This is a genomic window from Rummeliibacillus pycnus (assembly GCF_050459865.1).
Lineage (GTDB): Bacteria > Bacillota > Bacilli > Bacillales_A > Planococcaceae > Rummeliibacillus > Rummeliibacillus pycnus_B.
Genome location: NZ_JBCMNM010000025.1, coordinates 1 through 14,438 on the forward strand (window position 1 = coordinate 1; position 14,438 = coordinate 14,438).

15 protein-coding genes and 3 tRNA genes are annotated in these 14,438 nt (G+C 33.5%); 4 read left to right on the forward strand and 14 right to left on the reverse strand.

Annotation, left to right across the window (positions count from 1 at the left end):
• Window positions 1-274 precede the first annotated feature (274 nt).
• On the forward strand, window positions 275-1,183 hold the full coding sequence (locus ABE048_RS06765; RefSeq protein WP_430310113.1) for an EamA family transporter: 909 nt from the start codon (window positions 275-277) through the stop codon (window positions 1,181-1,183).
• Between the two features lie 102 nt (window positions 1,184-1,285).
• Here the strand turns inward: ABE048_RS06765 and ABE048_RS06770 are convergent, their stop codons facing one another.
• Both ABE048_RS06770 and ABE048_RS06775 read right to left on the reverse strand, forming a co-directional pair.
• A complete protein-coding gene (locus ABE048_RS06770; RefSeq protein ID WP_430310114.1) occupies window positions 1,286-1,720 on the reverse strand; it encodes a hypothetical protein in 435 nt (144 codons plus the stop codon).
• 266 nt (window positions 1,721-1,986) lie between these two features.
• Window positions 1,987-2,394: a hypothetical protein gene (locus ABE048_RS06775; protein WP_430310116.1), complete on the reverse strand. Its 408-nt coding sequence runs from the start codon at window positions 2,392-2,394 to the stop codon at window positions 1,987-1,989.
• A 483-nt stretch (window positions 2,395-2,877) separates the two neighbouring features.
• On the opposite strand from ABE048_RS06775, the gene ABE048_RS06780 reads away from it, so the two are divergent.
• Together ABE048_RS06780 and ABE048_RS06785 are read left to right on the forward strand one after the other, a co-directional pair.
• Window positions 2,878-3,771, forward strand: coding sequence for a ComEC/Rec2 family competence protein (locus ABE048_RS06780; RefSeq protein ID WP_430310117.1), 894 nt, complete (start codon window positions 2,878-2,880; stop codon window positions 3,769-3,771).
• Window positions 3,772-3,987 carry a DUF3006 domain-containing protein gene (locus ABE048_RS06785; protein ID WP_430310119.1) on the forward strand — a complete coding sequence of 72 codons (216 nt, stop codon included), beginning with the start codon at window positions 3,772-3,774 and terminating at the stop codon, window positions 3,985-3,987. It begins immediately after the preceding gene.
• Window positions 3,988-4,173: 186 nt separating this feature from the next.
• Here ABE048_RS06785 and ABE048_RS06790 read toward each other — a convergent pair whose 3' ends face one another.
• The 11 genes from ABE048_RS06790 to ABE048_RS06840 form a co-directional block, all read right to left on the reverse strand.
• On the reverse strand, window positions 4,174-5,139 hold the full coding sequence (locus ABE048_RS06790; RefSeq protein WP_430310121.1) for a DMT family transporter: 966 nt from the start codon (window positions 5,137-5,139) through the stop codon (window positions 4,174-4,176).
• Between the two features lie 260 nt (window positions 5,140-5,399).
• A tRNA-Phe gene (locus ABE048_RS06795) sits at window positions 5,400-5,472 on the reverse strand.
• Between the two features lie 4 nt (window positions 5,473-5,476).
• Window positions 5,477-5,569: transfer RNA gene (locus ABE048_RS06800), tRNA-Ser, on the reverse strand.
• Between the two features lie 5 nt (window positions 5,570-5,574).
• Window positions 5,575-5,649 (reverse strand) — tRNA-Gly (locus ABE048_RS06805).
• Window positions 5,650-5,890: 241 nt separating this feature from the next.
• Window positions 5,891-6,091, reverse strand: a complete 201-nt coding sequence (locus ABE048_RS06810) for a cold-shock protein (protein ID WP_430310123.1) — start codon at window positions 6,089-6,091, stop codon at window positions 5,891-5,893.
• Window positions 6,092-6,449: 358 nt separating this feature from the next.
• Entirely contained in the window at window positions 6,450-6,827 is a 378-nt protein-coding gene (locus tag ABE048_RS06815; protein ID WP_430308614.1) for an SET domain-containing protein, read from the reverse strand.
• A 233-nt stretch (window positions 6,828-7,060) separates the two neighbouring features.
• Window positions 7,061-7,438, reverse strand: coding sequence for a PH domain-containing protein (locus ABE048_RS06820; RefSeq protein ID WP_430310125.1), 378 nt, complete (start codon window positions 7,436-7,438; stop codon window positions 7,061-7,063).
• An 83-nt stretch (window positions 7,439-7,521) separates the two neighbouring features.
• A complete protein-coding gene (locus tag ABE048_RS06825) occupies window positions 7,522-9,129 on the reverse strand; it encodes a M20/M25/M40 family metallo-hydrolase (protein WP_430310126.1) in 1,608 nt (535 codons plus the stop codon).
• Window positions 9,086-10,567 (reverse strand): amino acid permease, encoded by a 1,482-nt coding sequence (locus ABE048_RS06830; protein WP_430310128.1) that lies wholly within the window; start codon window positions 10,565-10,567, stop codon window positions 9,086-9,088. The genes ABE048_RS06825 and ABE048_RS06830 overlap by 44 nt, the downstream gene beginning before the upstream one ends.
• 16 nt (window positions 10,568-10,583) lie before the next feature.
• Complete coding sequence (locus ABE048_RS06835; protein ID WP_430310129.1) at window positions 10,584-11,345, reverse strand: dimethylarginine dimethylaminohydrolase family protein; 762 nt, start codon at window positions 11,343-11,345, stop codon at window positions 10,584-10,586.
• Between the two features lie 14 nt (window positions 11,346-11,359).
• Complete coding sequence (locus tag ABE048_RS06840; protein WP_430310131.1) at window positions 11,360-12,229, reverse strand: dimethylarginine dimethylaminohydrolase family protein; 870 nt, start codon at window positions 12,227-12,229, stop codon at window positions 11,360-11,362.
• Window positions 12,230-12,365: 136 nt separating this feature from the next.
• On the opposite strand from ABE048_RS06840, the gene ABE048_RS06845 reads away from it, so the two are divergent.
• On the forward strand, window positions 12,366-13,103 hold the full coding sequence (locus ABE048_RS06845; protein WP_430310132.1) for an IclR family transcriptional regulator: 738 nt from the start codon (window positions 12,366-12,368) through the stop codon (window positions 13,101-13,103).
• 152 nt (window positions 13,104-13,255) lie between these two features.
• On the opposite strand, the gene ABE048_RS06850 is transcribed toward ABE048_RS06845, so the two are convergent.
• A complete protein-coding gene (locus ABE048_RS06850) occupies window positions 13,256-14,224 on the reverse strand; it encodes a DUF3221 domain-containing protein (protein ID WP_430310133.1) in 969 nt (322 codons plus the stop codon).
• Window positions 14,225-14,438: the final 214 nt, after the last annotated feature.

Genomic DNA, 14,438 nt, shown 5'->3' on the forward strand with positions numbered 1-14,438 from the left:
GAACGAGGAGGCTCGTCAGTTCGCCCACGGAAAGCGGAGCTAATTCCACTTCATTCAATAGCTTATCTACTACATTTGGTATATAACAATTGCCTTTTTAATGTTCTTTTTTAGTAATCTTTGAATTACGAAATCTATTCAATAATTGAAAAACACAATGGATAAATATCTCAACAAATTCATATATAGTTAGTACAAATATTTCCTTTTCAGTTTATATAAATAACCGTATAATAGACTAGTTGTAAAATTAAGTAAAGGAGTCACTTTTATTATGTGGTTTTTATTTTCAATCCTAACTGCTCTTGCATGGGGCGGTGCGGATTTGTTCTATAAAAAGGGTTCTGACAGTAATGACAAATATAGTCATTTAAAGATCGTTGTAATGGTTGGACTTGTTATGGGAATTCATGCTACTGGCTTTTCGTTATATAAAGGAATCGAGTTTCACCCATTTGATATGGTGAAATACTTACCAGTTTCTTTCTTCTATATTGTCTCTATGACCATTGGTTATGTAGGTTTACGATATTTAGAATTATCGATATCTTCACCCGTACAAAACTCTTCTGGTGCGATAACAGCGATTTTACTATTTATCTTCTTCCGGCAAGATATTGACTGGATACATATCATAGGTGTTGTAATCATTACAGTTGGTGTAATTGGTATTGCTATCGTTGAAAAACAAGAAGAAAACAAAATAATGAGATTGAATAATATTCAAGTAGATAATAAATATCAACTTGGGTTTATGGCGGTCATGTTCCCTATCATCTATGCACTATTAGATGGTGCAGGTACTTTTGCAGATGGGATCTATCTTGATGAATTAAAATTAATGAGTGAAGATTCTGCACTTTTAGCATATGAATATACATTCTTTATCTGTGCAGCTATTACATTTATCTATCTAAAAGGTGTAAAGAAAGTACAATTTAATGTTTTTAAAGAACGTGACAAAGCATGCGCAGCAATTCTTGAAACAACTGGTCAATTCTTCTACGTATACGCAATGAGTGCATATGCAATTATTGCTGCTCCACTTATTGCATCTTATTCGATTTTCTCTGTAATCTTATCTCGAATTTTCTTAAAAGAAAAATTAACACCAAAACACTATTTTGTTATTGCCATCGTGATGTTGGGAATTATCATTCTAGGCGTTGCAGATGAATTGTAATCAAAAAGGGCTAATTGCTTTTAAAGCAATTAGCCCTTTTTATTTGGGAAAGTTATAGGAAACTATTGAGTTTAACTTCGAATCAATAATGTGTGTTGGAGATTAAGCATATTTGTTTTTAAAATAAAACACCATTACTACGACAATTGCGATAAAAATGGACACTCCGCCGATCATGATAAATCCCATTGTCTTCCCATATAGCTTAATTTTTTCATTACTGTTTTCACTTAACAACATACTTTGATGCTGTTCTAAGTATTCTGCAACATCTAGTGTATGTAAGAATTTCTCTCTGGAAAAATTATTTGTCAAACGGATCTTCAAATTATGGTAGTAAAAATCTGTCCATCTGTGTTGATTTGTTTCAAATGGTTCTCCTATGTTTTCTTCCCAAATTTTCGATTCTTGAGAAAGACTATCAATCATATGCAAGGTTTTTTCTTTTTCACTCGGATGTTCATCAATATATTGTATTAATGTCTTTCGAAATTTAATTGGATCTGTAATGGATACTATATTCTCTAAAGTCTCCACAAGGCTCCCCCTCTCTAACTATTCCTTATCATTGTACGGCATTAGTTTATTTATAAATAGGGAGTTCACTAATAAGTCAGAATCTATTTCGACTTGCGTTGAAAATAGAGATGAACAAGAATAACAGCTAAAGGTGGAAAGACAAATAAAATAACATGCGTCAGTTTATAAATAATAAAAGTTGCAACTAAACTAATACAAAAACTAACTAAATACCAAAACCACATGAAGGCAGCACTCCATACTTTTTACTTTATATACTACCATCATTTTCCCTCATCATCATTTAAAAATAGACTTCTTATAAATTCTGTATCATCGTCTACAATTCGATAATAAGAATAGGAATGGATATAATCTGTAAAAATAATGCGATCTTTATTATAATCAAACCAAACTTTATAATTACTAATCACCAAATTTTGGTTATCATCTTTAAATTGAATATAATATGTTTTTAAGTTTTCAATTTCTGAAGGGACCACTTTAATATTACGGCCATTGTTAAAAGTATCTATTCCCTTTTGGTAAGTTTCTTCACTCTTTTCCGATTTATTAAACTGTACAACACTTTTTTGATCTATTGTTCCTGTTTGCACCGAATGGTTAGGATCCATACAACCCGTTAATACCAAAAAGAGAAGAGATAAGCCAATCCATTTCAACCATTTCATCGCTATCATCATTCCTCCTCTTCATCTTCATAGTACATTTATTCCCTTTCTAATTAATTTTTTATCCAAGAATATTAGTAATTATCAAATATAAAAACCCTTCACTTCGTCATTTTAAAGTATTAAACTACTTATACTACGTACTATGAACAGTCCTTTTGTGGTTTTATACTAAAATGTCTAATAATAGTGTGGTTCTAAATGCAATGTAGTAGATTAGTTGAGCCCGGACACTTCTGCCGAAAAACCGTCTACAAAAATCCCGCAAGAACGTATGCGGATATTTTTCTTCGAAAAGTAATTCCAGGAGCAGGCTTGGTGGGAGGTCTGCAGAGAGGGAGGGGCAAAATTTATTGCAACGAGTAACCGGAGGAGTTTCACCAGTATATCATGCTGATGATAAATATTATTATATGATAACATAACCCGAACATCTGTTCTAAACCTCTTATTCATGATAGAGTATGAATAGGAGGAATTTTAATGAAAAACAAAATGCAAGGTATACTATTTATCTTTATTAGTATTATATTACTGACTGGTTGTACAAATGCAATTGACGAAGGTACTTCGACAAAACATTCTCATCCAATGCCAGTTACATCTTCAAGTGATCAAGTTCATGTACATATGATTGATATTGGCCAAGGAGATTCTATTTTTATTCAAACGCCAAAAGAAAACATATTAATTGATGGTGAAAATAAAGGAAAAGGCGAAAAAGTAATCGAATATTTACTACAACATGGTGTAAAACAGTTAGATGCTGTTATCTCCACACACCCTGACGCTGATCATATAGGGGGTTTAGCAGATATAATTGATGCCTTTCCCGTTAAATCTGTGTACGCACCAAAGATTACACATACGACTATCGCCTATCAAAATTTTTTACATGCTGTAAAAGCACAAGGTCTCAAAATTAAAGTTGCAAAAAATGGTGTCGATATTCCAGTTAAAGAAAATTCATTAAATCTTCGTTTTATCGGTCCTGTCAAGGAATATTCAAAAAATAATTTAAACGACTGGAGTGGCGTATTATTAATGCAACATGGCGATAAGAAATTCCTTTTCACAGGAGATGCTGAAACGCCAGCTGAAGAAGATATGTTAGATGCAGGTGTTATTCCTAAAATAGACGTTTTAAAAGTAAGTCACCATGGTGCCAAAGAAGCTTCAAATGCTGACTTTTTAGCGGTTGCAAAACCAGATTATGCAGCAATCAGTGTTGGAGAAGGTAATCGTTATCACCATCCAACTTCCGAAGCATTGAATCGATTAAAAGCAGTTCATGCGAAAATTTATCGTACGGATCAACATGGTAATATTGTTTTTACATCAAATGGCTCGACTATCTCTGTAAAGGTGGAGAAATAATTGCAAAAAGGGATCATTGACCGATTCGAAGGCAATTTCGCTGTTATCGAAATCAAAAACAACACAATCGACGTACCAAAGGCAAAATTACCAAAAGAAGCAAATGTTGGTGACCAAATTATCATCAATGGAGATTGCATTACATTGGATATTGAGGGAACAAAACGATTAAGAGAAGAGATTAACGCTTTAGCTGACGATTTATTTGAAGAATGAAACCGTTGAAAGAAAGTCATTCGTTTTAGTAGATTGCTTTTACCGTGCAAATCTGTTATGATTACTGCACATAGTTAAGCATTTAAAGTAAATATCATAAAAATTGTGAGCGAGAAATGAATAGATTTCTCGCTCTTTTTTAGTTGAATTTAATTGATCTACAATTTTGTTGTTAGTTTGTTTTCTTTAGATTATATCTTCATGTAATACTTCGTTTTTTTCTTCATTTTTTTCTTCCTTCGTTTCTCTTTCGCTTCCCTTTCTCGCCGTGATTAAGATAGTACTCAATATGCAAAGCGTTCCAATCCACTCAGGTAATCCAAAGGTAACATTTAGGAAAATAACAGATAATATTGATGCAGTAAATGGTTCGACACATGCTAAAACACTTGCTACTGTCGGTTTTATATAGCGAAAACTCTCAAGGTAAAAATAGAAGCCAAGAAGTGTTCCAAAGATTACAATAAATATGAAACTAGCAATTGAAGAAATCGACCAGGTCCCTTCGAACTGCCAAGGAGGATGAATAAAGCTAAAGCCAATACCACCAATTAACATCCCCCACCCTACTACTACAATGGAACCATACCTTGCCAATAACTTTTGTGGTTGTAATGTGTAAAAGGCTAGGGTAAATGCTGAAGCGATACCCCAGTACAAAGCTTGACTTGATATAGAAAGCTTTGTGATTTGGCCATGCGTTACTAATAGAATTGTTCCAACAATCGCTAATAATACTGAGATTGCTTCATTCCATTTAGGTAAATTTTTATTCTTGAACACTACATAAATAAGAATAATCATTGGAGATAAATATTGCAAAACTGTTGCTGTAGCTGCATTTCCATGTATGATGGCTGCAAAAAATGTATATTGAACAGCAAGCATTCCAACAAAACTAAATAATAGTAAGTTAATAATGTCATTCTTATTCTTCCATATTGCCCAAATCCGTTCCCGTTCTTTTGAATAATTCACTAATAACATCAAAAATCCTGCCAATAGCAATCTTAATACAACTAACCACTCGATATTAAAGCCTTGTATTTGAAACAAATACTGCGCAAGAGTTCCAGCAATGCCCCAGAAAATAGCTGCCAATAAAACTAAAATAATACCTTTCCATTTGTTATTGATTGAAATTTCAGTCATTATTAACTCCAATCTTCGATAAATTACTTTCACAAGGTATATTGTAGCATTTCAAAATTTTTTGACAATATGATTACATTTTATTCATTTCTACGATATTTCTTCTGAACTTCTCGCTCGTTATACAGGTATGTATAAATATAGTCCCAATCTAAAATTTGTTATGGGGCATCAAAATATCTAGTATATCAGTTTAAAGGCATTTACTAACAATTAATGTTAAAAAAAGATGTCCAAAATGATTTGGACATTTTTTAATATGGGTCGGGACAGAATCGAACTGCCGACACTTAGAGCTTCAATCTAATGCTCTACCAACTGAGCTACCGACCCGATATGGAGGAGGAAGAGGGATTCGAACCCCCGCGCGGTTTGACCCGCCTGTCGGTTTTCAAGACCGATCCCTTCAGCCAGACTTGGGTATTCCTCCATTTATGGAGCGGAAGACGGGGTTCGAACCCGCGACCCCCACCTTGGCAAGGTGATGTTCTACCACTGAACTACTTCCGCAAATCACTATAACTTAAACTTTTCGACAAAAAGTACTTTATCATAATAATAACAGTTACGCAATACTAATGAGCGCAGATGAAATAGATAATAATAAAAGCCCTTGTAAATCAAGGCTTCTGAGCACTATTTGAGCTGGTATGAGCGAAAATAATAAAGACAATATATCGAGTCGAACCTTATAAAAAAGAGGAACCCTATTGAAAGGATTCCTCTTTTTGTAAAACTAACTAATTTAAAATTAAAGTTTTACGATGTTTGTAGCTTGTGGTCCGCGTTGACCTTCTTCGATTTCGAATTCAACTTTTTGACCTTCGTCTAAAGATTTGAAACCTTCACCTTGGATTGCTGAGAAGTGAGCGAATACGTCTGCTCCGCCTTCAACTTCGATGAAACCGAAACCTTTTTCTGAGTTAAACCATTTTACTGTACCTTGTGTCATTTGAATGACCTCCATTAATTAAAATTATTAATACATAAGTTTTTTGAAAGAAAAAAATTCACATATTACAAAAAGTATCGAAGAAACACGATTACTTTTTGTAATATGTGAATTCAACTTTTCTCTTATAACCTTATGGACTTTATTATATATCATAAATACACATTTGTCTAATACTTACTGTAATTTACGAAATATAAACGTTAATAAAATAAATTTCAAAGTATATTAGCAATAGCGAGCGTTGGTAAATACTCATCCTAAAAGTACCAAAGAAGTACTTTCTTTAGATTGTGTAGAAATAATAAACTTGATTTACTTCGGAAGGAAATCGTCAAGAATCTACTCCATATCCTTTTTAGTCCTGATCAAACCAAAGTGGATCTTTGTTATCAACATCGCCATTATAATTGATTAAAATTTCATCTCCTGCTTTTATATCTGTGTAAGCATAGAAGTCAAATGTGTGATTTTCAAAACTAATTTCATAAATTGCATTCGGTTCATAAGAATGGTTAAATAACATTCCATAACCAAGAAGGATGGCAGAGTGATTTATCCCATACTCAAAAGCGTAATCAGCTAGTAAAGTTTGCTCTATATATTGATGCTGGTCGTTTGGATAAGAAATCACAGGTGCTTTATGTAAAAGCTCTCCTTTTTTGATATCAACTGTAGCAAATACCCCTCTATTGAATTCTCCATCACTTAATGGAGATGTTTTTACCTCAATCATGTTTGTTCTCCTACTCATTAATATTCTTTTTAACTGTACATGCTTTAATCGCCTTTTCTTCTACGGATATTATTAGCAAATAGTTTATTGTTGTCTAATATTATAGCACTGTATTTTTATTTTCACTTGGTTTGTGCTTATTTTTTACTATTGAATTGAAATTATGTAAAGTAATCATAGTATCTTTAATTTTAAAAAGCATCCAATTCAAAACAATTGGATGCTTAATCGATTTATTTTAATACATAGTCAGCTAAGACACTTTGAATTTTATAAATGTTCAATGTTTTATTAAATTTCTTTTCGATAGGTTCTGCGCCATTTGAAAGCCAGATTTTTAGTTCCGCCTCAAAATCAAATGTACCTGCAGTTTCAATAGAGAAGTGTACGACACTTTTGTATGGGATCGAATGATATTCAGTTTTCTTGCCGGTTACACCCTGTTTATCAATTAAAAGTAATCGTTTATCCGTAAAGACGAACATATCTCGAATCAATTTATAGGCTTGCTCTACTTTTTCATTCTTTGCCAATAAATCTTTTACCTCGGATTCAATTACATCTAACTTCACTTCTGATGCATTTCCCATCAAACCATCAAATAATCCCATACACAACTCCTCCTCTCATTTCATTAACCTTTCTTACAACTTTAAATGTGTCTTTATACATCTTATTAAAGTTTATATCTATATTATTCTTTAACTTTTGTGCTTTCACCAACATATTTCAACAATTTGGATAATAATTCTGGCATTTCTTCAAATGCACTTTTAACATGTAGCCGCTCTGATATCTGATGTGGATCTTTGCCAAATGGACCTACATTTAATACTGGAGCTGAAAACTGAGCTATCTCCTGGAATGGTATGTCGTATGTTTCACCCCATACAGGTGAATTCTTTTCATAGGTTTGCCATTCTTTATCTGCATAGAATTGACAATAGCTTAAATCACAAATGCCATTAAAATAATGAATTTGTTCTAGTGGTATATCATATTTTTTTGCCTCATTTAATAGAAGTGAAACAGCACCTTGAATTAATTTATTATCTGACGAATTTGCTGGTGGATAATATGGAGGAGCGAATAGCAGTACTACAGCTGGCGCTAATTCTTGGCAATGAATCATCAATCGATCAGCTATTCGTAAAGACATTTCGCGGTCATCTAAAGATTCGTTTGTGATTATACCTGCTGTTAATTCAACAACCTTTTCTCCACCTAATTTTTCCACTGCATAATTCCGCAATTCCTCAAAGCGTAATACTCGGATTTCCCCTACTCCTGTAATGCCATGTTTACTGCAAACCTCATCATAACGAGATTGACATTTTTCCATAGCGGTTTTTGCTACTTCTTCAAAAATAGTCATAATCTCTTCTGCACTTCGCTTCATCAAGAAAACATTGTACATAGCAACAGCTCTATACGGCGTTTGAGTTGAGTATTGGTCTTTTAAATCTTTTAATTGTAATGATACTGGGAGTGGTGTGACTTCTCCATATTGGCTTTCTAAAAATTGATCATTCCACTCCATTTCTGCTGTAAGAAATGCGCTCATGAATGGTGCTGTCATACCTTTTAGCGGCTCTCCAACATGTGTTTCTTTTCCATAGAACAAAGCTGATGGCATGATTTTCCCAATCGTTCCAGAATAAATATACTCTTTTAAATCCGTTGGGTCTTGTGAAAATGAAGGTTCACTGTTCAAAAATAAAACGATTTCTAAATCTTGTTCCTTTTGTAATTCAGTAATATGTTTTACTGCTTGACGCATTCCTGCAGAGTTTACTTCTTCATCAGGTACTGTAATGAGCAATAGATTTATTGGCCACTGTTCTTCAATTGCACGTTCAATCATTTGCAAATGAAGTGCAAGACCCATTTTCATATCCATTACACCACGCCCAAACAAATACTCTCCAGAAACTAAATCCTTTTTCGCAGAATCATTCAATTGGTCGGGATTAGCCAAAAATGCTTTTGTTAATTCTTCTGGCATTGTAGCTAGTGGTATTAAAGATCCGTATTCCTCAATTTGGACTGTATCAAAATGACTGATGAGTACAACTGTTTCATCCACTTCTGGATTTTTGTATAAAGCTGATACTACTTGTCTTCCATGATCCACTTCACAAAGGTTTAAGTACGTTGGATTTTTTTCAAAATATTGTAACTGTTGAAGTTTTGCTTGTAATTTTTTTGAAAATTGTTGCTCACCTTGTGTTAAAGTTTGACTTTCCCAACTAACAAGTTCACAAAGTAGTGCTCGTAACTTTTCCGGTGTCTCCCACATCATTTTCTTCACCTTCCTGTTTCTTAATTTCAACTTTTTCTTCTTGCTCAGTTGTAATCATCGTTTTTTTGCTAAGTTTTATTTGATAGAAAAGAATACATGCGATGAAGAACCCAATACCGTACAGCAAGCCAATTCTTTGTGTTGGATCCCACGCAAGGAATATTAGAATGGCTGCACAGAATGTAATACAGAATAGTGGAATAAACGGATACCATTTTACTCGATAACCTAAATTTTCTACTTTTCCTCCGCTTGCTATATATTTTCTTCTAAACATGAATTGTGAAAGTGCGATTCCCATCCACGAAATTGTTACCGATATACCTGCAATCGACATAAGCAAAACGAAAACTGCATCAGCTTTCATAACACTTGTTAATAATGAAAGTAATGAAAAGATCATTGTAAATAACAGTGCTTTAAATGGAATATTGTTCTTGTTAACTTCTCCAAATATCTTTGGTGCCATACCATCTTTTGACATTGCCCAAAGTAATCTTGTAGATGCATACAAGCATGAATTCCCCACAGATAATATGGCAGTTAAGATTACAAAGTTCATAATATCTGGTGCAAAAGGAATTCCTACGTTTTCAAGTAATGTTACAAATGGACTTTCCATTAGACCCAATTCACTTGTTGGGAATATGGCAGATAAAATTAGAATTGATGCTATATAGAAAAGAATGATCCGTAGCAAAATCGTACTAATTGCTTTTGGAATATTCTTTTGTGGATTCTCCGTTTCACCTGCTGCTATCCCCACCAGCTCTGATCCTTGATAGGAGAAAATAACATTCATCATGGTGACAAATATAATACTTATTCCTGCTGGGAAAAGTAGATTAGGTGCAAGATTATCTAAATGTGGTGTTGGTCGATCTACTTGTGAAATAACACCCGTAATGACACCTATTCCAATAACGATAAATAGAATAACAGCAACCACTTTAATTCCAGAGAACCAAAATTCAGCTTCAGCAAATCCTTTTGTAGACAATGCATTTATTGAAAAGAGTAATACCATAAACACTGCACACCATATCCAGACTGGTACATCTGGAAACCAATGTTTCATCATTATGCCTGCTGCAGTAAATTCAACACCTGCAGTTGCTGCTGAACCTACAAAGTACATCCAACCTAATGAAAACCCTGCAGATGGATGTATGTATTTTGTTGCATAAGTTTGAAAAGAGCCTGTTACTGGCATATGTACAGCAAGCTCTCCCAAACAAGTCATAACCATATATAAGATAAATCCACCAATTAAATAACCAATGATTGCCCCACCTGGACCTGCTTGGTTGATCGTATAACCCACATTTAAAAAGAGACCTGTACCAATCACTCCCCCAAGTGATAGCATTAGTAAATGTCTACTTTTCATAGAACGTTTTAATTGGTTTGATCCATTCACCCCTTGTTGCTCGTTCATCGTGATTCCCCCTAGTTTAAAATCTTAATGATAAACAACTTAAACCACCATCTTGTTTTTGAAATTCGCTCATAGGCAATTCAATTACTTGATGCCCAGCAGCTTGCAATTTTTCTTTTGTTGCTGGATATCCTGACGGGATAATGACATAATCATTTACAAGGATGCAATTTGCTGAGTACTCATCATCTTTTGGAATGACAATTTTGTCATACGATGCAAAAAGTTCGTCATCTATAAATTCACCAGCAAGTACCATTTTGTTATTCCCTATATACGCAATGCCCGTTTTTAAATGGAAAAATTCTTTTAATGGTACAATGTGAGCTCTATAACCTTCGCCCTCTAAAATAGACTTAAGTTGTTCTGCCCCTTCTTCATTCGTTCTAGCAGAGATTCCGATATAAAAAGTATCGTCTGCTTGTAATATGTCCCCTCCATCTAATGTACCCGGCGCATCAATATGATAAATTTTGTCATAAAATCCTTTTAGAACTGGCTCCATTGCTATTATTTCACCATTTCTGCTCTGTGCACCCGGATTTGTAACTACTGCAAAATCCTTCGTTAAAACAGCTGTATCTTCAACGAATGTTGAATCAGGATAAACTTCGTCCTTTTCTAAATAAGTTACTTCAACGTTGCATCGTTTTAACGCTTCAACATAATTCTCATGTTGAATTAGTAACTCCTCATAATTAGGTGTTCCTAAATTTGATGTAGTTAATCCTTCAACATAACTTTTACCAGGTTTTTTTACGATTACATTTGAAAACATATCTCTTTTCCCCCTTAGATTCTTTTTACAGGACAAGTTAAACATGTAGGACCACCTGTTCCCTTGACTGTAATTTCTTCCCCTTCATATGTGTAAATTGTAGCACCAGCGTCTTTCAGAGATTGCTCCGTCACCGGATTTCCTGCTGGAAGTATACAAACTCTTGGAGCTAATGCTAATACATTGCACCCTAAATTATCATACTCATCAATCGGAACTTCGATTAGCTGAAAATCGTGTTCCAATAACCACTGTCTTAGCACGACAGGCATAAGTCGTGAATGCACAACTGCTAAGTCTTTGTCTACAATGCTAATGAACGACATTAAATGTAAACAAGCATCTTCTCCTAAATCATGAGGTAGTTGAACGACCATCACTTCATCAACAAAAGGCTTCAGAATTTCTTTATACTGACGAATTGCTTCATCATTTGTACGGTACCCTCTGCCAATTGCTACAGTACAATCATTTAACCATACAAAGTCTCCTCCATCAGAAATCGCTTCCCCTGTTAGTTTACCGATGATTGGAATCTTATGTTCTTTTAAATATTTTTCATAGACTTCTGCTTCTGTCTGACGTAATTCTTTCCCTGATCGTAAAATAATAGCTCCATGTGGCGTAAATTTTACAGGATCATGTGCATACAAGGAATCTAACCCTACATCATCACTTTGTGGCAAGTAATCGATTACTTCCACATGCTCTTCTAAAATATTTAGAAAAGCATCATACTCTCTCAAAGACTTTGCAAAATCCGGTTCACTTAAATAATAATATTTCTCCCAGTTTTCCTTTAAATGTTTCTGACTAATAAAAGCATCTTCAGGACGTTTCACGATAACATGTTTCAAAGGTTTATACATTGAATCACAATACATATTTGCACCCCCCATTTTTCCGTTCATCGGAAAAGTTTTCCGTTACTTGGAAATAATATATTTAGAATATATGAAAATTCGTGTATAATGTCAATATATTTATAATAATCAGAAAATATAATAGGATGTGTATTTCATGCAAACAATTGACAGAATGATGTTAGTCATTCATACAATCGCAAATGTAAAAGAGGAAGGGATAACTATTAGTGAATTATCTAAAAATACAAAGTTACCTTTAGCGACACTTCATCGGATATTAAGCTCCCTCATGTCACATAAACTAATTGAACAAGATAGCGAAACAAAAAAATATACTCTAGGAAATCAGTGGCTAGAGTACGGTTTAATGTTATATGATTCTTTCGATTATGTCTCAACAATTCGACCAGAACTTGATCGTTTAGCAAATATAGTAAATGAAAGCGTTTATTTGAACAAACCTCTTGATGGAGAATCATTGATTATGGAACGGATTGACGGTCCTAATAATCGTATCCATATTGTTGATCAAATTGGTCTACGCGTCCCTATGCCAGAGGGTGCAGCTAATAAAGTGATGCTTGCTAATTTCACACAAAACCAAGTTTTGTCTGCATTAAGTTCTAAATTAACAGAAGTGCAACTCCGTGAATTAATAAAAGAGCTACAAGAAATACGTGCTCAAGATCTTGCAATCAGTTATGATGAGCACTCAGGAGAAACTGCTTCACTTGCAGCTGCTGTTTTTTCTCGTTCTGGTGAAGTCATCGGTGCCGTAAGCATAGGAGTTTTACAATATAGCCTGACATCAGAACGCATTGAATTTCTAAAAAAAGAATTGCTCATTTCAGCAAACAATATTTCACAGAAATTAGGATTTTTAATGATTTAATTCGGGACTTTGAAGGCAATTAAATCAAACTTCCAAGCGATTTGGGGAAATTCAGGCAATTATTGTTTTAAAAAAAGTGATTATAAATAATGATATTCCATAATTTAAAAAGTAGAAATTTTGAAAAATAAAATTTCTACTTTACTTCAAATTTATTTGTTGTTTAAAAATTTAACGCTTACAAGGTTAGCTACTTCCGGAAAAGTGTCTTGAATTCGATTATAAGAGACTTGTACTTTGTCACCAATCCTTATTTTTTGTTTGACATGATGCAAAGGAAACCATGTCCCATTTTTATGTTTCTTCACTATCCCATCTGAAGATAATTGTGCCAATTCTTCATCTGAAGCATTACTTACAACCAAAAATTTATCATCTTCAATCGCGACAACCAGACCGATTTTTAAGAAATTCCCCATTTCTTTTGATTTTTTAGGTATATTATATTCTCCTTGAAGATTTGCTATCTTTTTAGAATATTTTTCACTTAGGTAGTTCATTGCATCTTGTTCTAAGGAAGTTATTACGTGTAATTCGTAAGCGTTTTTATGTTGCTTATAATAGTCAGATACAAGTCGATCAAAAGCAGCTGCTTTTATAGATTGTGGTTTTATATATTGCTCGATCAGTTCTTGTTCAGTTAGATTTAAAAATTTAAGTTCTTCTTTAAAGTCTTTTCTACTTTGAGGGTCTTGCTTCATTTCTTCAAGGTTTACCATAAATTCTTTTTCTTTTTTAATTATCTCATTTTCAGTTAAAACAATTCCTTTACTTAATGCATAAGCATAGTCTGCATCAAGCTGTAAAGAATCATTGAATGCTTTATATTGGGATTCCTCAACTGATAATGCATTCAGATGAGACTGAGATTTTATGTTGATATCATAGATATTTTTATCAAGGATTGAGACTTCATTTGCAGTATGTTTTGGGTAATTAATTATTAGGGTGAAAGTAAATAAAAACATACAACCAGTTACTATTAGTATTAAAATACAGTAACCCCATTTAAATTTATCTTTTTTTGTAGATTGATTTTCAATATACCTTAAAACATTCGTCACAACTTTTTCTTTACTCTCAGTAAGATTATTTAAGTCTTCAAAATATGTTTTACTCATTTAACAGCACCTCCCATTCGTATTTCTCGAATTGTGGTTTCAATAATTCTTTGCTTCTCCTTAATCTAGTTTTCACAGTATTCTCTAATTTCTTTTGACTTTGTTTATTAAACAACTTATTTTGCAATTGAATTTTTCTAAATGCCCCTTCTTTGTATTTTAAACGAATCTCAATATGTATAAGTTTGTTTTTATAAAAGTTTTTTCAGTAGTA

Coding starts and splice junctions, on each gene's coding strand:
- ABE048_RS06775 (WP_430310116.1), bottom strand. CDS start 2,394: ATGAAATGGTTGAAATGGATTGGCTTATCTCTTCTCTTTTTGGTATTA.
- ABE048_RS06765 (WP_430310113.1), top strand. CDS start 275: ATGTGGTTTTTATTTTCAATCCTAACTGCTCTTGCATGGGGCGGTGCG.
- ABE048_RS06850 (WP_430310133.1), bottom strand. CDS start 14,224: ATGAGTAAAACATATTTTGAAGACTTAAATAATCTTACTGAGAGTAAA.
- ABE048_RS06820 (WP_430310125.1), bottom strand. CDS start 7,438: ATGGGATTATTTGATGGTTTGATGGGAAATGCATCAGAAGTGAAGTTA.
- ABE048_RS06835 (WP_430310129.1), bottom strand. CDS start 11,345: ATGTTTTCAAATGTAATCGTAAAAAAACCTGGTAAAAGTTATGTTGAA.
- ABE048_RS06810 (WP_430310123.1), bottom strand. CDS start 6,091: ATGACACAAGGTACAGTAAAATGGTTTAACTCAGAAAAAGGTTTCGGT.
- ABE048_RS06830 (WP_430310128.1), bottom strand. CDS start 10,567: ATGAACGAGCAACAAGGGGTGAATGGATCAAACCAATTAAAACGTTCT.
- ABE048_RS06840 (WP_430310131.1), bottom strand. CDS start 12,229: ATGTATTGTGATTCAATGTATAAACCTTTGAAACATGTTATCGTGAAA.
- ABE048_RS06825 (WP_430310126.1), bottom strand. CDS start 9,129: ATGATGTGGGAGACACCGGAAAAGTTACGAGCACTACTTTGTGAACTT.
- ABE048_RS06815 (WP_430308614.1), bottom strand. CDS start 6,827: ATGATTGAGGTAAAAACATCTCCATTAAGTGATGGAGAATTCAATAGA.
- ABE048_RS06845 (WP_430310132.1), top strand. CDS start 12,366: ATGCAAACAATTGACAGAATGATGTTAGTCATTCATACAATCGCAAAT.
- ABE048_RS06790 (WP_430310121.1), bottom strand. CDS start 5,139: ATGACTGAAATTTCAATCAATAACAAATGGAAAGGTATTATTTTAGTT.
- ABE048_RS06780 (WP_430310117.1), top strand. CDS start 2,878: ATGAAAAACAAAATGCAAGGTATACTATTTATCTTTATTAGTATTATA.